The organism is Actinoplanes flavus, assembly GCF_017592555.1.
Lineage (GTDB): Bacteria > Actinomycetota > Actinomycetes > Mycobacteriales > Micromonosporaceae > Actinoplanes > Actinoplanes flavus.
The window spans coordinates 42,051-66,358 of the sequence record NZ_JAGFNS010000008.1; the positions used below are offsets into that span (position 1 = coordinate 42,051).

General features: G+C 70.6%; 25 protein-coding genes. 10 read left to right on the forward strand and 15 right to left on the reverse strand.

Annotated features, from left to right (window positions below; all coding sequences use genetic code 11):
* Positions 1–302: 302 nt before the first annotated feature.
* Positions 303–800, forward strand: a complete 498-nt coding sequence (locus tag J5X75_RS13710; RefSeq protein WP_208467747.1) for an NUDIX domain-containing protein — start codon at positions 303–305, stop codon at positions 798–800.
* A 193-nt stretch (positions 801–993) separates the two neighbouring features.
* Positions 994–1,458, forward strand: a complete 465-nt coding sequence (locus J5X75_RS13715) for an MmpS family transport accessory protein (protein ID WP_208467748.1) — start codon at positions 994–996, stop codon at positions 1,456–1,458.
* A gap of 53 nt (positions 1,459–1,511) precedes the next feature.
* Here the strand turns inward: J5X75_RS13715 and J5X75_RS13720 are convergent, their stop codons facing one another.
* Both J5X75_RS13720 and J5X75_RS13725 read right to left on the reverse strand, forming a co-directional pair.
* Positions 1,512–1,862, reverse strand: coding sequence for an SCO4225 family membrane protein (locus tag J5X75_RS13720; RefSeq protein ID WP_208467749.1), 351 nt, complete (start codon positions 1,860–1,862; stop codon positions 1,512–1,514).
* A 436-nt stretch (positions 1,863–2,298) separates the two neighbouring features.
* Entirely contained in the window at positions 2,299–2,820 is a 522-nt protein-coding gene (locus tag J5X75_RS13725; protein ID WP_238487921.1) for an AhpC/TSA family protein, read from the reverse strand.
* A gap of 64 nt (positions 2,821–2,884) precedes the next feature.
* On the opposite strand from J5X75_RS13725, the gene J5X75_RS13730 reads away from it, so the two are divergent.
* Positions 2,885–3,496: a TetR/AcrR family transcriptional regulator C-terminal domain-containing protein gene (locus J5X75_RS13730; protein ID WP_208467751.1), complete on the forward strand. Its 612-nt coding sequence runs from the start codon at positions 2,885–2,887 to the stop codon at positions 3,494–3,496.
* Here J5X75_RS13730 and J5X75_RS13735 read toward each other — a convergent pair.
* Positions 3,483–3,899, reverse strand: coding sequence for a GNAT family acetyltransferase (locus tag J5X75_RS13735; protein ID WP_307798065.1), 417 nt, complete (start codon positions 3,897–3,899; stop codon positions 3,483–3,485). The two genes, J5X75_RS13730 and J5X75_RS13735, sit on opposite strands and share 14 nt — an antisense overlap.
* A gap of 255 nt (positions 3,900–4,154) precedes the next feature.
* On the opposite strand from J5X75_RS13735, the gene J5X75_RS13740 reads away from it, so the two are divergent.
* Both J5X75_RS13740 and J5X75_RS13745 read left to right on the forward strand, forming a co-directional pair.
* Positions 4,155–5,210: a hypothetical protein gene (locus J5X75_RS13740; RefSeq protein WP_208467752.1), complete on the forward strand. Its 1,056-nt coding sequence runs from the start codon at positions 4,155–4,157 to the stop codon at positions 5,208–5,210.
* Positions 5,211–5,956: 746 nt separating this feature from the next.
* The gene (locus J5X75_RS13745) at positions 5,957–8,023 is read left to right on the forward strand and encodes an endo-1,4-beta-xylanase (RefSeq protein WP_208467753.1); all 2,067 of its coding nucleotides are present in this window, start codon (positions 5,957–5,959) and stop codon (positions 8,021–8,023) included.
* 133 nt (positions 8,024–8,156) lie between these two features.
* On the opposite strand, the gene J5X75_RS13750 is transcribed toward J5X75_RS13745, so the two are convergent.
* From J5X75_RS13750 to J5X75_RS13760, 3 genes are read right to left on the reverse strand one after another with little or no spacing between them, the layout of a single operon-like run.
* Complete coding sequence (locus tag J5X75_RS13750) at positions 8,157–8,639, reverse strand: hypothetical protein (protein ID WP_208467754.1); 483 nt, start codon at positions 8,637–8,639, stop codon at positions 8,157–8,159.
* A 5-nt stretch (positions 8,640–8,644) separates the two neighbouring features.
* Positions 8,645–9,307, reverse strand: a complete 663-nt coding sequence (locus J5X75_RS13755) for a hypothetical protein (RefSeq protein WP_208467755.1) — start codon at positions 9,305–9,307, stop codon at positions 8,645–8,647.
* Between the two features lie 19 nt (positions 9,308–9,326).
* The gene (locus tag J5X75_RS13760; protein WP_208467756.1) at positions 9,327–9,842 is read right to left on the reverse strand and encodes a TetR/AcrR family transcriptional regulator; all 516 of its coding nucleotides are present in this window, start codon (positions 9,840–9,842) and stop codon (positions 9,327–9,329) included.
* A gap of 68 nt (positions 9,843–9,910) precedes the next feature.
* Between J5X75_RS13760 and J5X75_RS13765 the strand changes: the two genes are divergently transcribed.
* Both J5X75_RS13765 and J5X75_RS13770 read left to right on the forward strand, forming a co-directional pair.
* Positions 9,911–10,813 (forward strand): TIGR03564 family F420-dependent LLM class oxidoreductase, encoded by a 903-nt coding sequence (locus J5X75_RS13765; RefSeq protein ID WP_208467757.1) that lies wholly within the window; start codon positions 9,911–9,913, stop codon positions 10,811–10,813.
* The gene (locus J5X75_RS13770) at positions 10,804–11,421 is read left to right on the forward strand and encodes an MBL fold metallo-hydrolase (RefSeq protein ID WP_208467758.1); all 618 of its coding nucleotides are present in this window, start codon (positions 10,804–10,806) and stop codon (positions 11,419–11,421) included. Before J5X75_RS13765 ends, J5X75_RS13770 begins: the two co-directional genes overlap by 10 nt.
* A gap of 319 nt (positions 11,422–11,740) precedes the next feature.
* Here the strand turns inward: J5X75_RS13770 and J5X75_RS13775 are convergent, their stop codons facing one another.
* From J5X75_RS13775 to J5X75_RS13785, 3 genes are all read right to left on the reverse strand, one after another.
* A complete protein-coding gene (locus J5X75_RS13775; RefSeq protein ID WP_208467759.1) occupies positions 11,741–12,160 on the reverse strand; it encodes a hypothetical protein in 420 nt (139 codons plus the stop codon).
* Between the two features lie 111 nt (positions 12,161–12,271).
* Positions 12,272–12,808, reverse strand: coding sequence for a histidine phosphatase family protein (locus J5X75_RS13780; RefSeq protein WP_208467760.1), 537 nt, complete (start codon positions 12,806–12,808; stop codon positions 12,272–12,274).
* A gap of 582 nt (positions 12,809–13,390) precedes the next feature.
* Positions 13,391–14,086 (reverse strand): demethylmenaquinone methyltransferase, encoded by a 696-nt coding sequence (locus J5X75_RS13785; RefSeq protein WP_208467996.1) that lies wholly within the window; start codon positions 14,084–14,086, stop codon positions 13,391–13,393.
* 154 nt (positions 14,087–14,240) lie between these two features.
* On the opposite strand from J5X75_RS13785, the gene J5X75_RS13790 reads away from it, so the two are divergent.
* Together J5X75_RS13790 and J5X75_RS13795 are read left to right on the forward strand one after the other, a co-directional pair.
* Positions 14,241–14,807 carry a hypothetical protein gene (locus J5X75_RS13790; protein ID WP_208467761.1) on the forward strand — a complete coding sequence of 189 codons (567 nt, stop codon included), beginning with the start codon at positions 14,241–14,243 and terminating at the stop codon, positions 14,805–14,807.
* 77 nt (positions 14,808–14,884) lie between these two features.
* Positions 14,885–15,463 (forward strand): hypothetical protein, encoded by a 579-nt coding sequence (locus tag J5X75_RS13795; RefSeq protein WP_238487923.1) that lies wholly within the window; start codon positions 14,885–14,887, stop codon positions 15,461–15,463.
* Positions 15,464–15,675: 212 nt separating this feature from the next.
* Here the strand turns inward: J5X75_RS13795 and J5X75_RS13800 are convergent, their stop codons facing one another.
* The 4 genes from J5X75_RS13800 to J5X75_RS13815 all read right to left on the reverse strand — a co-directional run bounded on the left by J5X75_RS13800 (position 15,676) and on the right by J5X75_RS13815 (position 22,711).
* Positions 15,676–19,002, reverse strand: a complete 3,327-nt coding sequence (locus J5X75_RS13800) for a DUF4132 domain-containing protein (RefSeq protein WP_307798066.1) — start codon at positions 19,000–19,002, stop codon at positions 15,676–15,678.
* Between the two features lie 45 nt (positions 19,003–19,047).
* A complete protein-coding gene (locus J5X75_RS13805; RefSeq protein WP_208467763.1) occupies positions 19,048–21,378 on the reverse strand; it encodes an isoamylase in 2,331 nt (776 codons plus the stop codon).
* A 249-nt stretch (positions 21,379–21,627) separates the two neighbouring features.
* Entirely contained in the window at positions 21,628–21,993 is a 366-nt protein-coding gene (locus tag J5X75_RS13810) for an ArsC/Spx/MgsR family protein (protein ID WP_208467764.1), read from the reverse strand.
* A gap of 4 nt (positions 21,994–21,997) precedes the next feature.
* Positions 21,998–22,711 carry an MBL fold metallo-hydrolase gene (locus J5X75_RS13815; RefSeq protein WP_208467765.1) on the reverse strand — a complete coding sequence of 238 codons (714 nt, stop codon included), beginning with the start codon at positions 22,709–22,711 and terminating at the stop codon, positions 21,998–22,000.
* A gap of 129 nt (positions 22,712–22,840) precedes the next feature.
* Here J5X75_RS13815 and J5X75_RS45440 point away from each other — a divergent pair, with 129 nt between their 5' ends.
* Positions 22,841–23,125: a transglycosylase domain-containing protein gene (locus J5X75_RS45440; protein ID WP_208467766.1), complete on the forward strand. Its 285-nt coding sequence runs from the start codon at positions 22,841–22,843 to the stop codon at positions 23,123–23,125.
* A gap of 27 nt (positions 23,126–23,152) precedes the next feature.
* On the opposite strand, the gene J5X75_RS13825 is transcribed toward J5X75_RS45440, so the two are convergent.
* A complete protein-coding gene (locus J5X75_RS13825) occupies positions 23,153–23,806 on the reverse strand; it encodes a class I SAM-dependent methyltransferase (RefSeq protein WP_208467767.1) in 654 nt (217 codons plus the stop codon).
* Complete coding sequence (locus J5X75_RS13830; protein ID WP_208467768.1) at positions 23,803–24,291, reverse strand: peptide deformylase; 489 nt, start codon at positions 24,289–24,291, stop codon at positions 23,803–23,805. The genes J5X75_RS13825 and J5X75_RS13830 overlap by 4 nt, the downstream gene beginning before the upstream one ends.
* Between the last annotated feature and the right edge of the window lie 17 nt (positions 24,292–24,308).

Here is a 24,308-nt window from a genome sequence, read left to right on the forward strand (position 1 = left end):
TCACCGCCGGTGCCCTCTGCCGGCACCCTGACCCAGCTGGCTCCCAGCGCGGTCTCGGAGCACTCGAACCAGCCCCCACCACCAGCCGAAACCGGCGAGCGGGCTCCCAGTGCTGACTCGTGCTCGAACCAGCCCCTCACAATCAGCCGGAACCGACCGGCTGGCTCGCAGTGCTGGTCAGCAGTGCTGAGACAGCATCACAGACCAGCTGGACGGAGTTCACCACCGCCAGGTTCGACCGTGGTCGCCACGGTTGCGCCGAGCACCGGTCAGACGCCGCAGAGGTGCCTAGCATCAGAGGCATGCGCGACGTCGTCACCGGTGCACGCCTCGATGTCCCGGTCGTGCTCCCGACCGTCCCGGCCTCCGCCGGAGCTCTGATACGTGCACGCAAGGGCCGTCTGCTCATCCTAAAGCCGACCTACAAAGGCGGCTGGACGATCCCGGGCGGTGTCATCGAGGTCGGCGAGTCACCCTGGGAGGCCTGTCGCCGCGAAACCAGGGAGGAGTGCGGCCTCGACGTCACCACCGGCCGGCTCGTGTGCCTGGACTTCCGGCGCCCCAGACCCGGGCGTCCCGGAGGTTTGCGCTTCCTCTTCGACTGCGGTGTCGTCGACGACGCCGTCCTGGACACCGTGGTCATCCAGCCCGTGGAGATCGCCGAGAGCCGGGTCCTGCCGCTCAAGGAGGCGCTGCCGCTGCTCAGCGGACCGGTCCGGCGCCGGGTCCGCGCCGCCTTCGAGTCCAAACGGGTCCACTATCTGGAAGACGGCCGCCCGGTGACCGGGATCAGGCCCTGACGACCGTGCTGAGCTGTCCAGGTTGTTCATCGGTGCGGTGAAGCCTCCAGCGCAAGCACGTGGCAACCCCACGGGGCAGGTCGATGACGATGCCCGCCCCGGCCGGCTCGCCGCCGGACCGGTCGGATCCGACCGCGGCTGATCCTGGACTCGCCCACGACCAGCGGGAGTGCCGCCGCCTCACCGACTGCATATGATCACCGCCGTGCACCGCAACGCGATCACCGTCATCACTATCGCAGCCCTCACCGGTGGCACCCTGGCCTGTGGTTTCGGCGGATCGTCCGAACAGGCCCCACCACCCGTCGCCGCCCCCACGTCGACGCCCGCCGACCGGGTTCCGCTGCTCGAGATGCCGGTCGAGGTGGCGCTCGAGGTGACCGGCGACGGCAATGCCGACATCACCTACGCGTACGAGTACGGCCAGTCCCCCACTCACCTCCGCGCCGCCGCACCGTGGCGCACCACCATCACCCGGTCCCTCACCGAACCTGTCATGATCGTCAGCCTCACCGCCCGCGCGGAGGGCACCGGCGCGGGCACCACGATCGGCTGCCGGGTCACCATCGGCGCCAACGTCGTCCTCACGGAGAACACCGCCCACGGCCCGCACGCCACGGCCACCTGCTCCACGGTCCCGTCTTCCCTGCCGACGTAGGGACGGCCAGGACTCGCGCCGCCGCAACACAGCGCTCTCTCGGCAAGATCGAGTCAGCGGATCACCTTGACCGCCGGCGTACGGGGCTCGTCTCGACGCGCCCGGAACCGTCGCAGCAGTGCGGCTAGCCCGTTGATGCCCGCAGCGTTGATCAAGGCCCCTGCGGCGACGCACAGTACGAGCGACAGCCACCAGGGATCCTGCATCGTGTTGATCACCGGCAGCGTCAAAAGCACCCCCGGCATGGACAGCGGAAGCAAAATGATCTCCGGCATGCTGTCGGTGGCTCCCGATCCCGCCACCTCGATCGATTCCGACACCACGACGTAGGTCGTGATCGTGGCGACCAGCGCCAGGTAGATCCGCGAGACGCATGTCCCGACGAACCAGCGGACGATTCCCATGGCGCCCATTATGGCCATACCCGCAGGTCATCACCATGATCGTCGATCACTGTCCGCACGACCCCCGGCCGACGCGGCAGACAGCGTGTGGTCGGCGGAATGGGGTGCGGCTTGCCGCACACCGCCTAAGGCATCCTAGGATGAATGCCGCGTCCAGGCGGCCATAACAAACCACGCTGAGCTGCACGGACCGAACCCGCAACGCCGTGGAAGCGCTGCGGGGATTCGCTCATGACCGTGGCGTTCGGGGTCGGAATGCCGCAGAAGGGTCACACCCGCTGACGGCAGGTCGCCAGCGATTTCTGTAATGGCGCCCCATCCGCTGATCGCAGGTTCTCGGGCGCTCCCACCTCGTACCGGTCGGGATTCTGCAAAGGCGCCCCACCCGCTGATCGCAGGTCGACCGGCGCTCCCACCCCGTACCGGTCGGGGTTCTTCATCGGGCCAGTTCCAGGACCTCGTCGACGGACCACTGGTCGTCGGCGTGCGTGCCGGTTTTGCGGGCCATGATGTCGCCGCCGGGCGCGAACAGTACGTCGGCGGGCAGGCCCAGGCGGCCGCCGGTCGGCTTGCGGCTCGGCAGTTTGGCGCGGCCGCGCAGGAATGCGACGGTGCCGACCGTCACGGCGCGCACCACCGACGGGTAGACGCGTGGGTCGAGCAGCGAGCGGGCGGACGGTTCGGCGCCGAACCGTCGGTAGAGGTGGCGCTCGGGGTCGGCGATCGCGGGGAACGGCAGGTCGGTGACGTGGGGGCGCAGTTCGTCGGCGGTGGAGTGGAAGACGACCACCTCGAGGATGCCGGCGGACTCGAGGTCGTCGTGGCGGCGGACGAAGGAGCGCAGGTGCAGGTGGCAGATCGGACAGCCGGCGAAGCGGCGCAGTTGGAGATGGACGATGCGGACCGGGTCCGGCACCGCAACGGGCGTGCCGTCCTGAACGGCGGTGAGCGACAGCATCTGGCCTCCTGACATCGTAGGCGTACATCGTACGCTTAAAATCTGACGGTACGCTATCCGCGCCATGCCGAGACCGCGCTCCCTCACCACCGCCCAACTGGCCGCCGCCGCGCTCGCCGTCATCGACCGCGACGGCCTCGACGCGCTCACCATGCGCACGGTCGCCGCCGAGCTGGGCATCAGCACGATGGGCCTCTACCGGTACGTCGACGGCCGCGACCAGCTGGAAGCACTGGTCGTCGAACTGGTCCTGACCGACGTGGACACCACCCCGGCCGCCGGCGACACGCCGTGGCGCGGCGCGATCGGCACGCTCGCCGAACGGGTACGTGTGGCGGTCGGCGCACACCCGGCCGTGGTGCCGCTGCTGATGACCCACCGGCACCGGTCACCGCATCTGCTGCGCTGGTCGGAGACCGTACTCGGGATCCTCACCGCGGCGGGCTACGACGGACCGGCCCGGGTCACGGCGCTGCGCGCGATCACCGGCTACATGGTCGGCGTGCTCCAGTTGCAGCATCTCGGCCCGCTGGCCGGTGCCGGCACCAAGGTGATCGCCGCGCAGAGCGACTTCCCGCTGATGGCGAGCACCGCCCGGGACGCGGCCGCGGTCACGCCGGAGGCCGAGTTCGGCGCGGGGTTGTCCGCGCTGCTGAGCGGGCTCACCCCTCGCTGACGGCGCCCCGCATCGGTTTCGTGCACAGCACGTCGGGACACGGCAGGTAGCCGAGTTCCTGCCAGAACCGCAGCCCGGACTCGTTGTCCGGCAGCACCAGCAGGTTGACCCGGGGGCAGCCCAAACGCACGAACCGGGCCTCCAGTTCCGCGACGAGGCGGGTGGCGATGCCCTGGCGGCGGTGGTCCGGGTGGACGGCGAGCCGCAGGATCCAGCCACGACGGCCGTCGTAGGCGCCCATCACGACTCCGGCGATCCGGCGACCGGTCTCGGCGACGAGGAACAGCTCGGGGTCGCGGGCGAGTTTGGCCTCGAGTTCGGCGCGTGGGACGACCTCCCGGCCGGCGGCCTCCCACACGCGCGTCACGGCGTCGTAGTCACGCCACCCGAACTGCCTGATCACCGCGCCGCCTCCCCTGTCGATGAAGCCCTGGCAATCGTTGCGGCCCACCGCACCACCGCTAAGGCTTCCTAGGACTCTAGCCTGAAAGTGGCCTCGACGGAGCGCGCCAGCATGTCGAGCAGCCTAGCCACCGGCGAATCGGCGCTTTTCCGAGTTCGTCGCCGCCGGCCCCGGCGTGCCACGGGACAGCTTTCCTGAGACGGTTGTCAGCTCACCTCAGCTCAGCCACAGTGGACGATTCCGATACTGCGACGCATGACCAGTGGCACCTCGAGGGAGCGACATCTGCCCCACTCGGCGCGCGGGCGGGTGGACCGGCCGGCGCTGATCGGTCACGCGGCCTTCCTCGCCCTCCTGCTGTACGGGCTCGCTCACACCTACTGGGCTCTCGGCGGGAACGGCTTCCCGTTCGGCGCCGACGACGCCAACCCGGAGTATTCGGCCTTCCAGCACCTGGGCCGTGACCGGCTGGCACCGTGGCTCGCGGGCTGGTTCCTGGGCAGCGCAGCGGTCGCGTTCCTGCTGGCGCTGCCGGGCCGGCGACGGATCCCCACTCCCCTGCTCGTGGGCGCCTCCGTGTTCTCGGCGGCCGCGGTGTTCTGCACACTCGCCGACTTCCGGCTCCTCGGCAATCTCGCCTATGTGCTCATGCTGAGGTTCGGTGCGATCAACTGGACCGTCGTCAACCAGCTGTTCGCGGTGGTCTCGGTGAGCCTCATGGTCGCGTCGGCGGTCGTCTACCAGCGCCGCGTGTCCGGCGCGTGCACCCGCTGCGGGCGTACCGCTGCGGGCGCCGGCTGGACCTCACCGGAGGCCGCCACCCGCTGGGGCAGAAGAGCCGCGTACACGGCGGTCATCGTTCCCCTGCTGTATGCCTCCACGCGGTGGGCCTGGGCCCTGGGCTTCCCGCTCGGCATCTCCGACGAGCTGTGGGAGGAGGGCAAGACGGAACACCTCTGGGTCGTCGGCGCCGCGCTTGCCACCATGGGAGCACTGGGTTCGCTGCTCACCCTGGGCCTGGTGCAGCGCTGGGGCGAGGTCTTCCCGCGGTGGATGATCGGCCTCCGGGGCCGGCGAGTGCCCATCTCGCTGGCCGTCGTCCCGGCCACGCTGGTCTCCATCATGGTGACGGTCGCCGGAGTCATGTACATCCGGCTGCACTTCCAAGGGGCCTTCGACAACCAGAGGGACGACTGGGGCGCCACGGTCCCGGAGATGGTGTGGCCGGTGTGGGGCATCGCGCTGGCGGCCGCCGCGCTCGCCTACTACTTCCGGCGGCGCGGCGTGTGCGGGCACTGCGCCCGCGGTTGAGAAGCGCCGCGTCTCTCGCCCAAAACCCCAGAACACCAGCCAAATCCCGTCTTCGTACGGGTTGAGCTCACGGAGGCGAGGCGACTACCCGAACATCTCGAGCAGTGGTTCGAGGACCTCCGTCCGCTGTGCGTCGTCGGCGGTGAGCAGAGCGGCCTGGACGCGGTCGTGCAGCCGGTTCCACATGTCCGCACGGCCTCCGGGTCGGCGTCGTCGAGACGGTCGATCAGTGCGGTGACCGACAGCTGTTCCACGTTGCTCATGTCACCTTCGGCTTTCGGGCGGCTGGTGCGGTGTTCGGGCCGGTCACGAGCTGAGGTGGGGGTTCGGCTGCGCAACCTGCGTTCATCGGGTTGGCGGGCGGCGGCGACGGCACGTGCCCGATGCTTGCCGGGATCGTGTCGCCCCTCGCGGCCGGGCCGACGTAGCTGAACCGCCCGGTGTGCAACACCCGGATACCCAGCTACATCGAACCGGCGGCCCTGTCAGTGTCGACGACAGTGGGTGACCTCGTGGCCCGGATCCGTGATCTCCCGGCGCCGCGAAATGCGGAACGGCACGCGTCAGCCCGGCGGGCGCGTCGCGGCCGGAACGGCGCAGAAAGGTCGCGCGGCTCGGCGGAACGGGGCGGGTTCGGCGGGGCGGCGAACGGCGTACCGATGCAGGATTTGACGCCGTTGTAATGGGAGCGCTCCCATGCAACGATGTCGCTCTATCCCCGTCACGACCCCCCGAAGGAGCCGCGCATGCGCGCTCTCCCCCGGCTGGCCATAGCCGCCCTCCTGGTGGCGATCCCGGCGGCCGCCGTAACCGTCACCGTGTCCGCTCACGCGGCCGAAGACCCCACCCCCATCACCGTCTTGACCAGCGACTTCGAGGACGGCACCGCCCAAGGCTGGGGCGGACGGTCGGCCGAGACCGTCGCGCACAGCACCGCCCAGGCACACGGTGGCACCGGAAGCCTGCTCATCTCCGGACGGACCGCGGCCTGGCAGGGGCCGTCGCTCGACGTCCTGGACACCTTCGAGAAGGGCACCGCCTACACGATCTCGGTGTGGGTCCGGATGGACAGTGGCTCGGACAACGCCCGGCTGAGCGTGGAACGCCGCACCGGTGGCGTCGCCGCCTACGACCAGGTGGTCGGCAACACCGCGGTGACCAGCGGATCCTGGGTGAATCTGACCGGGCGGTACACGCTCGCGACCGACGTCGAGTTCCTGCGGGTCTATGTCGAGACCGCGTCGACGACCAACTCGTTCCACATCGACGACGTCACCGCCAGCTACGTGCCGGCGCTGCCGATCCAGACCGGCATCCCGTCGGTGAAGGACGTGGTCACCGAGTTCCCGGTGGGCGCGGCGATCACCGGCGCGGAGATCGTGACCGAGCACGGCCAGTTGCTCACCAAGCACTTCAGCACGGTCACCCCGGGCAACGCGCTCAAGTGGGACGCCACCGAGCCGTCCGAGAACACTTTCACGTACGCCCAAGCGGACCCGTTGATGGCGTTCGCGAAGGCCAACGGGCTCAAGGTACGCGGTCACACGCTGGTCTGGCACAACCAGACGCCGTCGTGGGTGTTCACCGGCGCCGACGGTCAACCGATGACCGCGACCGCCGAGGACAAGACGCTGTTGCTCGCCCGGCTGGAGAACCACATCCGCAACGTGGCCGCCCACTACGGCACCGACATCGGTGTGTGGGACGTGGTCAACGAGGTGATCGACGAGAGCCAGTCGGACGGCAACCGGCGCAGCAACTGGTACAACGTGACCGGACTGGACTACATCCGGACCGCCTTCCGGGTGGCGCGCGAGGTGGCCCCGCACGCGGTGCTGTGCATCAACGACTACAACACCAACGTGGCGGCCAAGCGTGACCATCTGTTCAACCTGGTCAGCACACTCAAGGCGGAGGGTGTGCCGATCGACTGCGTCGGGCACCAGATGCACATCAACGTGAACTGGCCGACGATCGCCGAGACTGAATCAATGTTGACGAAGTTCGTTCCGCTCAACATTGATCAGCAGATCACCGAGATGGACGTCAGCATCTACACGAGCAACAGTGAGAACTTCACGACCCCGCCGGCGGACCGTCTACTCAAGCAGGCGTACGTCTACCGCGACATGTTCGCCCTGTTCCGCAAGTACCCGGGCGAGATCACCTCGGTGACGCTGTGGGGCCTGGCCGACGACAACACGTGGCTGGACACGTTCCCGGTGACCCGCAAGGACGCACCGCTGCTGTTCGACACACGGTTGCAGGCGAAGCAGGCGTACTGGGGCGTGGCCGACCCCAGCAAGATCGAGACGTCGCCGTCACCCAGCTCGCCGTCCCCGTCGGCCAGCGTCAGCGTCTCGCCCTCGGCGAGCGTCAGCGTCTCGCCGTCGGCCAGCGTCAGCATCTCGCCGTCGGCCAGCGTCAGCATCTCGCCGTCGGCCAGCGTCAGCATCTCGCCGTCGGCCAGCGTCAGCCCGTCGACCGGCACCTCGTCGTGCGCCGTCACCTACCGGGTCACCGGCAGCTGGCCCGGCGGATTCCAGGGCGAGGTCAAGATCGCCAACACCGGCACAGCGGCCTACAGCGGCTGGACCCTCGACTGGCAGTTCACCGGCGGCCAGAGAGTCACCCAGCTGTGGGGCGGCACGCCCGCTCAGACCGGTACCGCGGTGACCGTCACGAACGCCTCCTGGAACGGCAACGTCCCGGCCGGCGGCTCGACCACGTTCGGTTTCCTCGGCAGCTGGACCGGCAGCAACCCGGTCCCGGCCGCCTTCACCCTCAACGGCGCCACCTGCGCGGTCCGCTGAGGTGACCGCTGCCCCCGGCTCGAGCTGGGGGCAGCTGGGCCACCCCCGCATCAGCTGGGGCAGCGGGCCCACCCGACGCAAGCTGGGGGCAGCGGTCACCCGGCTTGAGCTGGGGCAGCGGGCCCGCCCGGCATCACGCCGGTGGCAACGGCCCGATCCCCAGCGCCTCGGCGAACGCGTAGATGCCGTCGCCGAACGGGCCGGGGCTCTCCTCCAGCGCGGCCGCCAGCCGATCGGGGTCGCCGCCGCCGGCCCAGCGGATCAGCCCGGCGACGGCCTCGCTGTTGAGTGGCTCGAAGTCGTCCCCCGCCAACTCCTCGACGATCTCCTCGTTGAGGTAGAACTCGACCCGCTCCCCGGAGACCTGTTCCGCCACCGCGAAGGCGCAGTCGCTGTCCACCACCCACATCGCGATGGCCGGCGCCGCCGTCTCCAGCGCCAGATCCGCCGCGAGCCGCCCGGGTGACGTGTCGTCGTTCTGCCCGAGGAAACCGATTCGCCAGCCACCCACCCGCAGATCACCGCGTGCGACGACCAGCAGGTCCTCGATGCATGCCAGATCGTCGAGGCGGGTGTCACCGGTACGCGCGATGACGACCAGACCCGAGTACCCCATGCCGGTCAGTCCTTCCGTTCGGTGCGGCGCTGTTCGGCGTAGGCCAGCGCGGCCGCGTGGACCGAGTCCGGGTCGACGGTCTTGCCTGTCCCGATCTGCGCGCTGACCGCGCCGACGTCGCCGCGCTCGGCATCCCGGTAGAGCCGGATGACCTTCTCGCGCCACGTACCGTCGGGCCAGCGGCCGGGTTTCCACTCCCCGGAGGCGAGTTGCTCGGCGCGGGCCCGCCTGGCCCGTTCCGCGTCCTCGGCGACGGCGGCGAGCATGGCGTCGTAGTCGCCGAGCCAGCCCTTCAGCCGGGGGACGTTCGCCCTCGTCCAGGTCAGCACGACCTCGGCGGCGCGGTCCGCCCCGGCCTGATCGGCCAGCGAGAACCGGTGGTCACCGTCGCCCGCCACCAGGCGGTGCTCCCAGACACCGTGATGCGGCATGACGTCCAGGCGCGGATCCTCGTCGTCCAGGAAATACCGCACGTACGGGGCGAGCAGCACCCCGGCGTTGACGAAGAACTCGACCTCCCCGCCCATCGCGGTGGTCCGCTGGATGTCGAGGGCGATGCCGTTGCCGTCGGCGTCGAAGTACCGGTAGACCGGACCGCGGCGCACGAAGCCGTCGGGCGCCAGCCCGTCCTCGAGGAGATCGACGAACCTTCGCAGCAGGGGGTTCACGATCCGGCACGCTATCGGATCATGGCAGTCCCCGGGTGACGAGGGTCAGCAGCCGGTCGAGGCGCCCCGGATCTCCCGGAAGCCGCTCGCTCGCCCACGCCACCGCGCTCACCACGGCCAGCAGATCGTCCACATCGTCACGAACCCCCGCACGCTCCGACAGCTCTCCGGCGACCGCCCGGATCCGGTCATGACACTCGGCCAGTGCCGGATCCGCGCCCAGCAACTCGGTCGCCACCAGCCCGCGCATCGCGGTCGCGTGCACCGCGACGGCTCGCAGCCAGATCCGCAGCGCCTCCCCCGGCGACGGATGACCGAGCAGCTCACGCCCGTGATCGACGAGCGCCGCCACGTCCTCCGTGATGATCGCGACGAGCAGTGCCTGCGCCGACGGGAAGTGCCGGTAGAGGGTGCCCGGACCGACCCCGGCCCGCTGCGCGATCTTGTTGAGCGAGGCGGCCGCACCGTGCGCGGTGAACTCGTCCCGCGCCGCGGCCAGCACCCGGTCGCGGTTCTGCCGTGCGTCGCTTCTCATCCCACTCTTCCCATCCGGAGAACCTCTCCGTATCGTACCGGAGAACCACTCCGGATAGGACGAACACCATGGACATCAGCATCATGATCGGTGACGTGCGGGGACCGGCGACCGCCGCCGACCTGAAAGACCAGGTCACCGCCGCCGACGGCCTCGGCGTGTGGGCGGCGCAGGCGCTCGGCTGGGACGCCCTCACGGCTCTCGTCGTCGCCGGCACCCACGCCCCCGGCATCCGCCTCGGCACCGCGGTCGTCCCCGTCCGGCAACGACATCCGTTGCTCCTGGCCGGGCAGGCACTGTCCGTCCAGGCCGCCACCGGCAACCGCCTCACCCTCGGCATCGGCGCCGGCATCGGCGCGATGACCAGCGCGATGTTCGGCCTGCCCACCGAACAACCCGTCCGCTACCTGCGCGAATACCTATCCATCCTGCTGCCGCTCCTGCGCGGCGAGCCGGTCACCCACACCGGTCGATTCCTGACCAGCATCGGTACGGTCGAACTGCCGGCGACCGCACCCCCACCGGTCCTGCTGGCCGCCCTCGGCCCGGCGATGCTGCGCCTGGCCGGATCGTGCACCGATGGCGCGATCACGTGGATGACCGGTCCGCGGACACTGGAGTCGCACGTCGTACCCCTGATCCGCGAAGCGGCCCCCGCGCCCCCGCGCATCGTCGCGGCCCTGCCGGTCTGTGTCACCGGCGACGAGGCCGGCGCGCGCCGCCGGATCGCGGAGCGGTTCGGGATGGCGGGCCAGGTTCCCGAGTACCGCGCGGTTCTCGACCGCGAGGGCGCGGCGGGCCCGGCCGACGTCGCGATCGTCGGCGACGAGGAGTCGGTGGCGCGCGCCGTCCGCCGCCTCGAGGACACCGGCATCACCGAGTTCGCCGCCGCCCCGTTCGGCGATCCGGCCGAGCAGCGACGGGCCGGCGCGCTGCTACGTGATCTCGCTAGGGTGAGCCGATGCGGCTGACGAAATTCACCCACGCCTGTGTCCGGATCGCCGACAACGACCGGCGCCTGCTGATCGATCCGGGTGTGTGGACCGAGGCGGAGGCGTTCGACGGGGTCACCGACATATTGATCACCCATGAACATGACGACCATGTTGACGCCGAACGCATCAATGAGTTGACGTCAACACGTGAGCTGCGGATCTTCGCGCCGGAGGCAGTGCGGGCACTGCTGCCGACAGCCACCGTGGTCAACGCCGGCGACGAGTTCGAGGCGGCCGGATTCTGGGTGACCGCGGTCGGCGGGCGGCACGCCGAAATCATCGACGGCCTGCCCGGCTGCGCCAATCTCGGGTACGTGGTGGACGGCGTCTACCACCCCGGCGACTCGTACTTCGTACCGGAAACGCCCGTCACCACCCTGCTGGTGCCGGCCGCCGCGCCGTGGGCGAAGCTGCGCGAGGCCCTGGAGATGACCCGGGCGATCGCCCCGCGCCGGGCCTTCCCGATCCATGACCGGATGCTGTCCACCGACGTCGGTTTCGCCAACTTCGACGCGTGGATGGAGTTCAAGGGCGAGACCACGTACGCCCGGATCGCCCTGGGAGAGTCCACCGACCTCTCCTGACCGGCGGACCGCTGCTCCTGCTCCCCGCCCTCGCCGGCCCGGTCCTCGCCAGGCAGGCGTCGGTGCGGCTACGGACGCCGGCGGTCCGCGGCCGGTACGGCTATCGGGCAGCCGCGGCACGCGTTGCGCACCGATCCAGCCGCGCGGCGCGGTGTGCTTGATCAACGCGGCCCCGCGCCCGATCGGCCCGCCCGCCGTGCCGGCGCCGATGGTCCCGTTCCCGGCGAAACCGTGGTTCCCTGGCGACCCGCACCCGGCCCGCGTTCGCCGGTCTCTCCGTTGCTACACCGGGCTGGTGCGGTTCAGGGTGGAACGGGCGTCAGCGCAGGGCGTCGAGCGGGGCGACGACGGCCCAGGCGCGGGACACGTTCTCGGTGTCCGCCGCGTCGACCTGGATCGCCGAGGAGGGTGGTAGGTCGCCCAGCCCGTTCAAGGTGGCGACGCCGTCGCACGGAAGACTGAACTCGGCGATCCGGACCGCCCCGGCCCCGCTCACGGTGAAGGTGACGTCACCCGGGCCCACGCAGGCGGCCTTGACCCCGTACTCGGTGCCGGCCACCGGCTTGCTCCCGCCGTGCCTGCCGCTGGCGATGGCCCCTTCGAGCTCGAAGCGTGCCAGCTCACCCGGGATCGTCGGCAGCGGCGTCGCCGGTGGTTCGGCCGACGCCAGCGGGGGCGACGCGGCAGGCGCGCCCGACGGGGTGGCGTGAGCGGCGACACCCCGGATTCCGCGGTGCAACCGGCGAGCAGCAGAACCAGCGGAACGGTGACGAGCCTGGTGATCAACACGCCCACATCATGCCTTCGCCCAGCGTGCGGCCTCGGACCGGGGCGCGGTCCGGCTGTGGGCTCAGCCTTTCGGAGCGAGCAGAAAACGTACGTCGGGCGCGGCTTCGATCAGGTCCGGGAACCGCAACGCGGCCCACAGGCGCTCGGCCGGCCACCCGAACGCCGACCGGCTGTTCAGCCACAGCGTGCCGGCCAGCCCGTGCGTGCCGATGACCAGGGTCCCGCCCTCGGCGACGTGCCGGTCGACGGCGGCGCCGAAGCGGGCCACCACCTGATCCCGTGGCTCCCAGCCGTCGTGCTCGGCCCCGTTGAGGTAGGCGCGGGCGGCGGCCCGGTATTCGCCGCCGCCGGTCCACCCGGACGGCCGGCGCACCTCGGCGAATCCGGCGTCGACGCCCACCGGCGCGGGCCCGGCGATCTCGGCCAGCGTTTCCCGGGCCTTCGGTTCCGGGCTGGCCACGAACCGGGCGGCCGCCGGAATCAGCGGAGCCAGTTCCCGGGCGGCGGCCCTGCCGTCCGGGCTCAGCCGCCACTGTCGCGCCGGAACAGCCGGATCGATCTCCGGCATCGCGTGCCGGACGAGAAGAATGCGGGTCACCACGCCAGGATCCCAAGGCGGAAACCCTCGAAGCGAACGAAGCGGGCCGGTCGGGTGCCCACACCCCGCCGAATCATCACTACCGGTCAGCCGGCCTGGTGGCCCTCGACGAGGGTCCCGAACGGCCGCTGACGGCGCGTGGCGTCCCCGGCGGGCGAGTCTGGTGCGCCAGCCGGCCCGGCCGATCGCGGGTCACTGCCGTTCGTCTGCCACCAGCCATACGAAACGAGTCTCCGGGAGCAACATGCCCGGAGCGTTCGGTGCGTGGTTCCAGAGGTCGTCCGACCATCCAGATGGGTCGAGGGCCCGCAGCGTCTCGACGCACGCGGCCGTGGATCCGTGAGGAGTGAGATCGACGTCGAATGCGATATACGCCGGGATCTTCCCGTAGCGATCGCAACTCGGCGACCCCATAGTCGGAGAGACCCCGCCCAAGGCCTGCCGCGAGCCGGCTCGGCCTCAGCCGGCAGTCTGAGGATGCTGTGATGTCACGCAGCCAGCGTGAAGGAACGCCGCCGGCGAGGCACGGATTCGCCGCGGGACGCTTGCGGCCGAGCCCGGCGCCGAGGTTGAACGGCAAGCTCAGGTGGGCTTGACGGCCCGGTGCAGCGCGACGATGCCGTTGGTGAGGTTTCGCCAGCTCACTTCCGTCCATCCGGCGGCGGCGACGGTGGCGGCGAGTTCGCGCTGGGCGGGCCAGTCACGGATGGACTGTGCGAGGTATTCGTACGCCTCGGGGTTGGACGAGACGATCTTGGCGAGGCTGGGCAGCGCCCGGGGGATGTAGTTCTGGTAGACCACGCGGAAAGGAGCGAACAGCGGCGTCGAGAATTCACCGACGACGAGCCGGCCGCCGGGCCGGGTGACGCGCGCCATCTCGGCGAGCGCCGCCCGCGTGTCGTTCATGTTGCGCAGTCCGAACGACACGGTGACGGCATCGAAGGCGCCGTCCGGAAACGGCAGGCGCAGGCCGTCGCCGGCCACCATCGGAACGTGCCGGCCCAGTTGGCGTCCACGCCAGAGCATCTCCTGGGAGAAGTCCACGCACACGCAGAAGGCGCCCGACCGGCCCAGTTCGACGGTCGACGCACCGGTCCCACCGGCCAGATCGAGCACGCGGTCGCCGGGTTTCGGAGCGAGCGCTCTACGCGTCTCCCGGCGCCAGTAGCGGTCGAGCCCGAAACACATCACCGTATTGGCCAGGTCATAGTGGCGAGCCACTCCGTCGAACATGGTGGCGACTTCACGAGGATTCTTGTCCACATCAGCACGCGGCATGGCCGACACATTATCGGAAGCCCGGATTTCCATTTCGCCGCCGGCGGATGCGGCTCTCAGCGGTATCACAGCCGCCGGATGCCAGAATCCTCGGGTTTCGGCTGCGGAACCATTCTCAGGCTGTTCACAGCCGAGCATATGAAGACTGTCGCCTATGAATACCGTCGATGTCCCCGATCCACCCCGATGGGCGCGGATCGCTGGAACGGTGGGCTGGATCGCGCCCATCCTCGGCTTCGTTCCCCTCCATCTGCCCTGGATCTTCGGCATCCCCTTCCTCGCCCACGCGGAGAGCTTCGATGCCTGGTACCACGGCCGCAGCAACGGAACAGAGGACTATCCCGACGGGATCCTGGGCATACCCGCCGGAGCGTTCTATCTCAGCCTGCTGACCGTGCTCGCCATCCTCGGCGGCATACTCTCGCTCGGACTCATCCGGCCATGGGGGTTGACGTATCCGCGGTGGATTCCGTTGCTGGGCGGACGCCGGGTACCGGCATGGTTCCCGCTCACCCCGACCGTGCTCGGCTCCGCCCTGATGGTCGTCTACGCGCTCACACTTCCCGTTCGGATCCCCCAGGCCATTGCCGATGCCAGCCCTGCCGATCCGTTCACCATCACCGGCGCACTCATCGGCCTGCCCATATTGCTGGCATGGACGGTGGCGCTCCCGGCCGCCGGCTGGTCGTATTTCCGGCGTACCCGCCGAGCACATGCGTGAGCCGTGCCGAAACAGTCGCGACGGAATGGTGTTTCTCAGCCATATTCCGATTTCCAGACGGTTGAGGAGAAGAGCGGATGATCAATCTGCACGGCCGGATCGCCGACGGGGTGCCCCGATGGACGGTCTGGTGCGCCTACGGGGCCGCGCTCACCGTCCTGCCCTCCGGCGTCTGGCGCATCGCGCTGGTCGTGGCGGATGCCCACCTGATCGACAAGCCGCCTCCCGTCGACGGCCGAGGTCCCGTGGTGTGGGACGGACCGCTGTACGTCATCCTGCTCACCGTCGTCAGCGAGCTACTCGCGTACCTGGCGGTAGGCCTGGTGGCGACCTGGGGTGAGGTCGTCCCGCGATGGGTCCCCGGGCTCGGTGGGCGACGTGTACCGGTGCTCGCCGCCGTCGTGCCGGCCTCGATCGGCGCCACCGCCTGCACCCTGCTGTGGCCGTACGCCCTGCTCATGTTGGCATCGGGCCGGAAGTTGGACGGTTCCTCCGGCGTGATGGAGTTCACCAGCGAGCAGTCGGTGGTGTTCTGGATCGCATACCTGCCACTCGTCCTGTGGGGCCCGCTGTTGTGGATCGTCACCGTGCACTACTGGCGTCGCCGGACATCGCCCGAACGCACCACCGCCCGGACCACGGCCGTCGCCTCCTGACGGGGCGGGGCCTGGGCAGCTACACCGGGCCGGCTGCGGGGCGAAGGGACACGAACCCTGGTACGACGCGACCGGGGATCAGGCCGACCGGGACGGCCAGGAGGACGAGCAGGACGTCCTCCTGGCCGTGACCGGCGGGGTGGCGGCGAGCATGGTGAACGGCATCCACAACACGCTCCCGAGTTTCGAGATCGGCAAGGAGCCGGCCGCGGTCAGGTGGTGACGTCCGTCAGGTCGCGCAGCACCTCCGACGCGGTGACGGGATCCAGGCCGCTCAGCGGCAGTGTCTGGTCGTCGGTGAGGCCCCAGGCGTGGGCGCTGCCGTCGTGCAGGTAGACCGCGACCAGTTTCTGCTCGGCGTCGAAGCCGACCTGGCCGACGATGCCCGGATCGAGATGGACGGACAGGACCCGCCCGGGGCCGGCCGGCCGGTCGAAGCCCGGCTGGATTCCGGCGTTCACCGCTTCCTGCCGGCTCCAGCCGCGCCGGTCCAGCATGATCACCTTGGTGGTCGCCACGGTCACGCCCTCGAAACGCTCCAGCCGCCCGGTGGCCGTCTCCTGGTCGGTGAGCGTGTACACCGGACGGCCGAGCTGGGCGAACGGTTGCAGGATCTGGTAGTCGGCGAACACCTCGGCCCATCGGGAGGTGTCCGTGGCCAGGTGGACCGGATGCGCGACGCCGACCACGTCGTCCTCGCCCAGCTCGACGGGTTCGTCGTCGACGTCGGCGAGGCTGCGGTCCTCGGCGATCCGCAGCGCGCCCACCACGGCGCCGTCGTCGTCGAAACGGGTCCAGACGAGCCGCCGCCCGATGTGCCACATGAGCGGGTGGTCGACGAACAGCCGCCGGAACTCCGCCCCGGTCCAGCGCCGGCCGGTGACCATGGCCTGTTCCAGCCGCTTGACCTGTTCGGTGGAGATCTTGCGGACCTCCCGCTTCAGGGCGGAGAACCGCCGGTAGGAGGCCTCGGCGAGTTCCGCGTCGTCCCGGGCGCCCGGTTTGGGCAGCGCCTTGAGCCGCTTGCCGTCCGCGCCGACCACGAACGGCCGCAGCTGCTCGTCGAAACCGACCACGAACTGCCGCGGCCCGTAGTCCAGCCGCAGGCTGCCGTCGGCGTCCAGCCCGAAGTCGGGTACCAGCCGGTCGGCCAGCTGCTCGGCGGTCAGCCCGAGCGTCTCGGCGATCTCGGTGATCCGGTCGGCGGCGGCGTGGCGCAGCGGCGTGGACTTGGCTTTCTGCGAGATGCGGTGCAGGTGCATGAGCGCTGCGTCGGTCCCCATGCCGACCAGCACGGACAACCCGGCGACCGCGGCGGCGGTGCGTCCCTCGCTGGGCCACGAGACGATCAGCGGGGCGAGCCGGGCGGCGACCTCGTCGTTGCCGGTCAGCGCGACCGCGTCGAGGACCCAGCCGTCCTTGGCGGGGGCTCCGGCGGACTGCCACAGCTCGAACAGGGCCCAGCCGAACTCGGCGAGATCGGCCGGTTCGACGGCCTCCCGGACCAGGTCGAGGCCGGCGTACGGGTCGTCCGGGCGGGAGATCATCAGCATCAGGACGATGGTGGCGGCGGCTTCGGCGGGCAGGGCGCCGGAGCCGTCGCGCAGCCGTACCGGCGGCAGCACGCCGGGCGCGACCCACTGCGGTGGCGTGGGCATCCGGCTCGGAAGGGCCATCAGCGGGTCGGCGGTGAACAGCGCTTCCACTCCGGCGACGGCCTGCGGACCGTAGCCGGCGGCGGCCTCCCGGATCACTGCGGTGTGGCCGTGGTCGTGCAGGATGAGCAGCGCTCGCTCGGCCTGGCGACGGGCGTTGCCGGCCTTGCCCAGGGCGGCTGGGACGAGGGCCCGGGCGGCGGCCGCCGGATGCCGCAGCAGCCACTGCCGGGTGATGCGGCGCATCGACTTGAGCCGCGCCGACCAGTCGGCCATCTGCGCCGCGACCGCGGGTGAGGTGAACGGCATGAGCAGCGGGCCGTGGTCGGCGGGTGACGCCCGGGCGACGGTCAGCAGCGCGGGCAGCAGGTCGATGCCGAGCCGGGCCGCGGTGACCGCGAGCCACCGGTCCGAGTCGTAGCTCGCCCGCGGTTTCCACCGGGTGAGTGCCGCACGCACCACGTCTTCCGGTGCCCGGGTGAAGAACTGGCCGGGATGGGGAGACCAGCGGACGGTTCCGTTGATCACCGTCTCGGCGAGGGCGGACCAGTCGGTCACGGGCTCGTCGCGGTACCAGTCGGCCCGCTCCGCCCAGTCCTCCCGCTCGCCCGCAAGCCAGTGCACCTGCGCCGCGTCGGCGCAGGTGAGGCCGGAGACGACGGGTGGCTTCGCGGCCTTCCGACGGTTCTGCCAGGGTGGGTCGGCCAGCACGGGCGGCACGGCGGACGCCGGAGCGGTCGCCACGTCGTTCCGGGCCGCGGCGGCCCGGACCCGGTCGGCGGCCTCCGGGCCGAGCAGCGGAAGGACCTGGTCGACCAGGCCGAGGTGGTTGATCACGTGTACGCGCAGCATCTCGTCGCCGGCCTCGGCGAGGATGCGGATGGCCCGTGCTGGGAATCGCTCGACCGACTTCAACAGGGCAGCCTTGACGTTGCGACGGTCCGAGCGGGCCAGCAGGCCGCGCATGGCGTCGTCGCCGGGCAGGGCGGCCAGGGTCGACAGGAGACGCGGCATGGCGCCGGTGGAGAGGTAACTCGTGTATTCGTCGTCGATCCAGTAGAGCAGGACGGGCGCGATGGCCGGGCCCACACCGTCGACGAGGGTGATCACCAGCTCGTCGGCGGCGACTCGCATGAGGTCGACCATGCGGGCGAGCGCCCCGGCCTGCGCCGCGGTCGTCACCGAGTAGAGCAGCATCACGGCCCTGTCGTGATCATCGCTGGACAGCGTGTCGGTGACGTCCTGCTCCACCCAGTCGGCTCGCGGAACCAGCACCGAACATGCGGCCCGGGCGTGTGCCGGCCCCGCACGGTGGCCGCTCAGCGCGGCGACGACCTGGTCGAACTCCTCCTGCGACGCGGACGCGAGAGCGGCCCGGACCCTCAACAGCTGCCCCACGCCCGCCGGCGCCTCGTGAGGGCTGTCGCCGGGCTGCCGGCGCCGGATCCCGGGTTCGGCCATGGGGGTGTGGTGCCAGCCGGGTGGCAGCTTGTCGTCGACGATCAGCAGGGTCGGCATCTCGGCCGCGGCGAGCGCCGCGAACCGCATCCCGTGCTGGTCGATCCACGCGTCCGCCAGCGTGGCGCCGTCCACCGGTACGGCGACGGCGACGGCGGCCGCGCCCAGCGGATCGGCGGCCCCGGCGAGCCACTGGGCGGCCGCCACCCGGACGGCCTCCGAAGTGGAGGCCGCGGAGAGGATCCGGGCGACCTCATGGTGTCGCTCGGCAAGGATCGAGTCGACCCTGGCACGGGCCTGCGGGTCGGCCACGTATGGCCGGCCCGCGGCGCCGCCGCGACGCGGATGCAGGTGCTTCAGCCAGGCGTCGGGCAGGACGAAGACGTCCTCCGGCGGCACGGTGTTCGATGTCCCGGTGTGTTCCACGCGGCGCAACCTACCGGCCGGGTACGACATTCGCCGGATGCCGGCCTACTTGGCGACGAGCAGAAGCACGGCCCGGGCACGCAGCAGGTACGTGGTGGACGCGCCGCCGATGAGTGCCTCGGCGCCGGGGCCGGCCACCTGGTTGGGTCCTTCGGCCCAGGTGGAGGTGTCGGTGACCCGGTACCACTGCTTGCCCGCGGGTGGTGCCGGCAGGGTGAAGGTGACGTCGCCGGACCAGCCGTTGTAGGCGACGTAGATCCCCGTCGCGGAGTCGCCGAACTCGCTGCCGTCGATGCGCCAGGCGAGCGCGTGGTTGTTCGCGTCCGCCCAGTACGCGGCGTCCGGTGTGGCGCCGGCCGGGGTGAACCAGGCCAGTTGGCCGAGTCCGTTGCCGTTGGTGTCGGCGGCGGTGTAGAAGTTCACCGGCCGCAGGGCGGGATGCGCCTTGCGGAACGCGAGCAGCCGGCTGGTGAAGGTGGCGAAGTTCGTCTGGTCGGTGCCGGGCGCCCAGGTGAGCCAGTTGGCGCTGGAGTCGACGTTGTACGGGTTGTTGTTGCAGTTGACGCCCCGCAGGTACTCGTCGCCGCCGGTCATCATCGGCGTGCCGCCCGACAGCAGGAGCAGGGCGTGACCGTTGCGGGCGGCCTTGCGCTGGTCGGCTGCCACCGCCCCCTGGTCCCAGGAGATGTTGTCGTCGGAGCCGCCGTCGGACGGCCCGTACGGCCAGGGTTGGTTGTTGTTCTTCGCGTTGCAGGAGTAGAGGTCCTTGAGGGTGAAACCGTCGTGGGCGACCATGAAGTTGACCGAGTTCCATGGCCGGCGGCCGTCGTCGCCGTACAGGTCGGACGATCCGGCGAAGCGGTTGGCGAGCTCGCCCGGGGTGACCGCGTCGACACCCAGTTTGTTCTGGTCGCGGCGCACGGTGTCGCGGTAGATGCCGTTCCATTCCGACCAGCCGGCCGGGAAGTTGCCGACCTGGTAGCTGTTGCCGCCGATGGCCCACGGCTCGGCGATCCAGTCGACTCCGGAGCCGCCGCCCGCCGGGCGGGCGGGCATTTCGGCGACGAGGCGGTTGAGGGCCGTGCCGCTGTCGGTGCGGTGGTAGTTGAAGCATCCGTGCTGGCAGGTGTTGCCGAGGACGGACGCCAGGTCGAACCGGAAGCCGTCGACGCCGAGGGTGTTCTTCCAGTAGGCCACGGAGTCGACGATGAGGTTCTGCGCGACCGGGTTGGCGGTGTTGTAGTTGCCGCCGACGCCGGTGTTGTCCCAGGGGCTCTGCCGGTCGCTGGTCAGTGAGTAGTAGGTGGGGTTGTCGAGGCCGCGCCAGGAGAACAGGTGGTAGGTGTTCTTGTCGCCCTGGGGCCCGTCCTCGCCGGTGTGGTTGTAGACCACGTCGACGAGGACCTTGATGCCGGCGTCGTGGTAGGCCTTGACCATGGCCTGGAACTCGGCGGTCGGCCCGCCGGGTGACTTGTCGTAGGCGTAGCGGCGGTCGGGGGCGAAATAGTTGAGGGTCATGTACCCCCAGTAGTTGTCGCCGGAGGTGCCGGTGGCGTCGACGTCGATGGTGTCGTTCTGGGTCTCCTGAACGGGCAGGAACTCCACCGCGGTCACACCCAGCGACGCGAGGTAGGCGGCTTTGAGGCCGGCGCCGCGGTAGGTGCCCCGGTAGGCCGCGGCGATCGAGGGGTCGTTCCTGGTGAGGCCGCGCAGGTGCACCTCGTACACGATGTCGTCCTTGAACGCCCGGGTGGGTTTGGTGCCGGTCGCGCCGGTCGCCGCCGGCAGAACGATGCTCTTGGGGGCGAAGGTGCCGGTGTCGGTCGCGCGCTCGGCACCGGAGTCGTATCCGTTCGCGCTGGTCCGGCTCGGCGTGAGCGGGTCGTGGCTGATCTCCCTCGCGTACGGGTCGATCAGCAGTTTGTTGGGGTTGAACCGGTTGCCGGCGGCGTCCACGTCGGAGCCGAATCCGGCGGTCGAGCCTTTGGTCCAGCCGGCGGTGTACGGCCAGTTGGGCCCCCAGGCGCGGTAGCCGTAGTAGACCGTGCCGGTGATGCCGCGGGCGGCCAGGTCGGCCACGCCGACCGTGGTGGCGAAGGTGTCGCTGGTCTCGGTCAGGACGTAGCTGGCCTTCTCCTGCGCGCCGGTGGCGGCGCTGTAGAGGTAGACCGCGATCCGGGTGGCCGACGCCGAGTGGACCCGGAAGGTGATGGTGCTGCCGGAGCTGCCGTAGCGCGCTCCCAGGCTCTGGGCGTCGATCGCGGCGCGGGCCGGCGGCGCGGTGACGACGCCGCCGGACAGGGCCGTGGTGGTGGCGACGAGCAGGGTCAGGGCGAGGGCGAGGCGCCGGGACGGATGTCCTGATGTCGATGGCATCGGGCGCGAGCGGGGATGCATGGCGGGGAGACCTCCTCGCGAGGGGGCGGGGTGGTGACGAGGAAGTCGGTGAGTGGCGCCCCTCTGCCGACCGCGATCGATGCAAGGCCTTGCAATGTTGCGCAGACGCTAGCATCTGATGACGTAAATGTTAACGAGAGTTCAGACCATGAGGATCCTTCAAAAGCCAGAAACCAGCCCAAATGGTACGGAATCATCTGCCAGAATCTGCAAGAAGTTGCCGCCCCGTTAAGCCGAGCGCCCCAGCGTGGACGTGACCGCCTCCGGGGTACGGGCGACGGTGGCCGTACCGTCGTCAGCCGTGATGATCGGCCGCTGGATCAGCGCCGGATGCGCGGCCAGCGCCTCGATCCACCGCGGCCGGGCCGTCGCGTCCCGGGGCCAGTCCGCCAGACCGAGTTCCGCCGCCACCGGCTCGCCGAACCGGACGATGTGCCAGGGATCGAGCCCCAGCCGGGCGAGCACGTCGATCAGCTCGGGCGCCGTCGGCGGGTCCTCGAGGTAGTGCCGGACGGTGTACTGCGCCTGTTCGGCGTCGAGGATCGACAGCGCGGACCGGCATTTCGAGCACTCGGGGTTGATCCAGATCTCCATCCACTCACCCTGTCACGTGCCGTTGCGCGGCCTGGAGCCGAGCCGAGGCGTTCTCGGTGAGGGCCCGACCATGGCCGAAGCAGACGATGTCGACGTCGAGCCGGGCCTGGCGCCGGAACGAGGCGGCGGCCTGTTCGGTGTCGACGTTGAAGACACCCAGGATCACCTCGCCGTCCGGAGCACGCGCGATGGTGTCCCCGGTGAACAGCACCCGTGGCCCGGGAAGGTGGAAGGCGACGCTGCCGGGCGTGTGCCCCGGCACGGCCACGGCGAGGGCCTGCACACCGTCACCCAGGTCGATCCGGTCGCCGTCGCCGAGTTCCTCGTCCACGCGTACGGGCGCGGGCGCCCGGGGCGGGATCCGTGCGTGCACCTGGTCGAACAACGGCCGCTCCCACTCGGCGAGCACGGGTTCCGGCCCCGGGCTCTCCCCGCGGAGCACCGGGGCGTCCGCCGCGTGCGCGTGGACGACGACGTCCGCCCAGGAGGCCACCTCCGCCGCCGAGCCGGCGTGGTCCTGGTGGCAGTGGGTCAGGAGCAGGCGCCGCACGTCGGACCGGCGATGACCCAGTTCCTCGATCGCCGCGCCGATCAGCGGGCCGGACCCGGGCAGGCTCGTGTCGATGACGGTGACGCCCTCGGAACTGGTCCACAGGTAGGCGTGGCCGATGGGGAAGTCGAGCATGTGCAGCTGAGGGAGCAGTCGGACGACCTTCATGCCGCGACGCTAGGCAGCCGGCACGGCGACGGCCAGGCTTCTCTGCCCTCAGGCGAATCCGCTTCCAGCGATTTCGGCCGATACGTGTAGATCACGTCCGGCGAGCAGTCCGGCCTACGGACACGGATCATGGCGAACAAGGCCGAGAGCGCCTACGCCAAGGAAGAGATCCTGGACCGCTACCTCAACCGGGCCGACTACGGGCGCGGAGCGGTGGGCCTGGTCGCCGCCGCCCAGACGTATTTCCAGAAACCCGCCACCTCGCTGACCCTTGCCGAAGCGGCGCTGCTCGCCGTGCGGCTCCACCCCGGCCGTCCCGAGCCGAGGGCCGGCTGGGACGAGGTCCTGGGCACCATGGTGGAACGCGGCTGGCTCACCACGGCCGACCGGGACGGGCTCACCTACCCGGGCTGACGGGGAAGGCCGCCGGCAGCGCCCGCCTCACCGGGTGAAGAGGGCCTGCCAGCGGGTCGGCAGGGTGGTTCCGGCGGCGTCCACCTGAGTGATCGAGATCGGACGTAGCCCGTCGCTCGCGAAGGCGTCGACCTCGGCCCGGGTGAGCGGCCACGGCGGCCCGGACCCGTCGCTGTCCACCCGGCTGGTGGCCGCCGCGAGGACGATCAGCAGTCCGCCGGGCGCGACGAACGTGCCGGGCACGGTGATCGCCCGCGCCCGGATGTCGGCCGGCAGCGCCTGGACGTTATTGCTTTCCAGGACCAGGTCGAATCCGTGCCGCCAGGCCACGGGCGGGTCGAGCAGGTCCGCGACGACATAGTCGACCGAGCTCGACGGATGCCGGCCGCGGGCCAGGTCGATCGCGGTGGCCGAGATGTCGAAAGCGGTCACCGCGTAACCGAGGGCCGCGAGATGCTCGGCGTCCCGACCGGGGCCGCAGCCGACCACGAGGGCGCGGCGGCCGTCGCCGGCGGGCAGGTCGAGGGCACGCAGGTGGGCGCTCGGGGCGGCCACGTCCCAGGGCACTTCGGCCTGCCCGTCACGGGCTTGGGCGTACAGCTGCTCGAACCAGCCGGTGGGGTCGCCGGCCGCGAGAGAGGCGGCGGCCAGGCGCCGGGCGTCGGCGGCGGAGGCCGTCATCGGGGCACCACCCGGCGCAGCTCGCGCAGGGCCTGGCGGCGCACGTCGCCGGTGAGGGTGTCGATGTAGAGGCGGCCGTCGAGGTGGTCGGTCTCGTGTTGCAGCGCCCGGGCGAGGAAGCCGGTGCCCTCGATGACCAGGGGTTCGCCGTGCTGGTCGAAGCCGCGGCAGACGACCGATTCGCTGCGCCGGGTCTCGAAGCCCATGCCGGGCAGCGACAGGCAGCCCTCCTCGTCGCTCTGTTCGCCCGCGAAGTCGCTGAGCACCGGGTTGACCACGTGGCCGACCCGGCCGCCGACGTTGTAGGAGAACACCCGCAGGCCGACGCCGATCTGTGGGGCGGCGACACCGGCGCGGCCGGGCTCGCGGACGGTGTCCTCCAGGTCTCCGACCAACTCGCGCAGTGCCGCGTCGAAGGTGGTGACGTGGTCGGCGGGTGTGCGCAGGACCGGGTCACCGAAGAGCCGAATAGGCCTTACTGTCATGCCTCAGAGGCTATCTG

What these genes read in the sequence shown, in the direction of transcription:
- J5X75_RS13730 (WP_208467751.1), top strand. Translation starts at nt 2,885, where the DNA reads ATGCCGAGACCGCGCTCCCTCACCACCGCCCAACTGGCCGCCGCCGCG.
- J5X75_RS13790 (WP_208467761.1), top strand. Translation starts at nt 14,241, where the DNA reads ATGAATACCGTCGATGTCCCCGATCCACCCCGATGGGCGCGGATCGCT.
- J5X75_RS13715 (WP_208467748.1), top strand. Translation starts at nt 994, where the DNA reads ATGATCACCGCCGTGCACCGCAACGCGATCACCGTCATCACTATCGCA.
- J5X75_RS13740 (WP_208467752.1), top strand. Translation starts at nt 4,155, where the DNA reads ATGACCAGTGGCACCTCGAGGGAGCGACATCTGCCCCACTCGGCGCGC.
- J5X75_RS13805 (WP_208467763.1), bottom strand. Translation starts at nt 21,378, where the DNA reads ATGCCATCGACATCAGGACATCCGTCCCGGCGCCTCGCCCTCGCCCTG.
- J5X75_RS13710 (WP_208467747.1), top strand. Translation starts at nt 303, where the DNA reads ATGCGCGACGTCGTCACCGGTGCACGCCTCGATGTCCCGGTCGTGCTC.
- J5X75_RS13815 (WP_208467765.1), bottom strand. Translation starts at nt 22,711, where the DNA reads ATGAAGGTCGTCCGACTGCTCCCTCAGCTGCACATGCTCGACTTCCCC.
- J5X75_RS13830 (WP_208467768.1), bottom strand. Translation starts at nt 24,291, where the DNA reads ATGACAGTAAGGCCTATTCGGCTCTTCGGTGACCCGGTCCTGCGCACA.
- J5X75_RS13770 (WP_208467758.1), top strand. Translation starts at nt 10,804, where the DNA reads ATGCGGCTGACGAAATTCACCCACGCCTGTGTCCGGATCGCCGACAAC.
- J5X75_RS13725 (WP_238487921.1), bottom strand. Translation starts at nt 2,820, where the DNA reads ATGCTGTCGCTCACCGCCGTTCAGGACGGCACGCCCGTTGCGGTGCCG.
- J5X75_RS13750 (WP_208467754.1), bottom strand. Translation starts at nt 8,639, where the DNA reads ATGGGGTACTCGGGTCTGGTCGTCATCGCGCGTACCGGTGACACCCGC.
- J5X75_RS13795 (WP_238487923.1), top strand. Translation starts at nt 14,885, where the DNA reads ATGATCAATCTGCACGGCCGGATCGCCGACGGGGTGCCCCGATGGACG.
- J5X75_RS13810 (WP_208467764.1), bottom strand. Translation starts at nt 21,993, where the DNA reads ATGGAGATCTGGATCAACCCCGAGTGCTCGAAATGCCGGTCCGCGCTG.
- J5X75_RS13765 (WP_208467757.1), top strand. Translation starts at nt 9,911, where the DNA reads ATGGACATCAGCATCATGATCGGTGACGTGCGGGGACCGGCGACCGCC.
- J5X75_RS13720 (WP_208467749.1), bottom strand. Translation starts at nt 1,862, where the DNA reads ATGGGAATCGTCCGCTGGTTCGTCGGGACATGCGTCTCGCGGATCTAC.
- J5X75_RS13785 (WP_208467996.1), bottom strand. Translation starts at nt 14,086, where the DNA reads ATGCCGCGTGCTGATGTGGACAAGAATCCTCGTGAAGTCGCCACCATG.
- J5X75_RS45440 (WP_208467766.1), top strand. Translation starts at nt 22,841, where the DNA reads ATGGCGAACAAGGCCGAGAGCGCCTACGCCAAGGAAGAGATCCTGGAC.
- J5X75_RS13760 (WP_208467756.1), bottom strand. Translation starts at nt 9,842, where the DNA reads ATGAGAAGCGACGCACGGCAGAACCGCGACCGGGTGCTGGCCGCGGCG.
- J5X75_RS13825 (WP_208467767.1), bottom strand. Translation starts at nt 23,806, where the DNA reads ATGACGGCCTCCGCCGCCGACGCCCGGCGCCTGGCCGCCGCCTCTCTC.
- J5X75_RS13745 (WP_208467753.1), top strand. Translation starts at nt 5,957, where the DNA reads ATGCGCGCTCTCCCCCGGCTGGCCATAGCCGCCCTCCTGGTGGCGATC.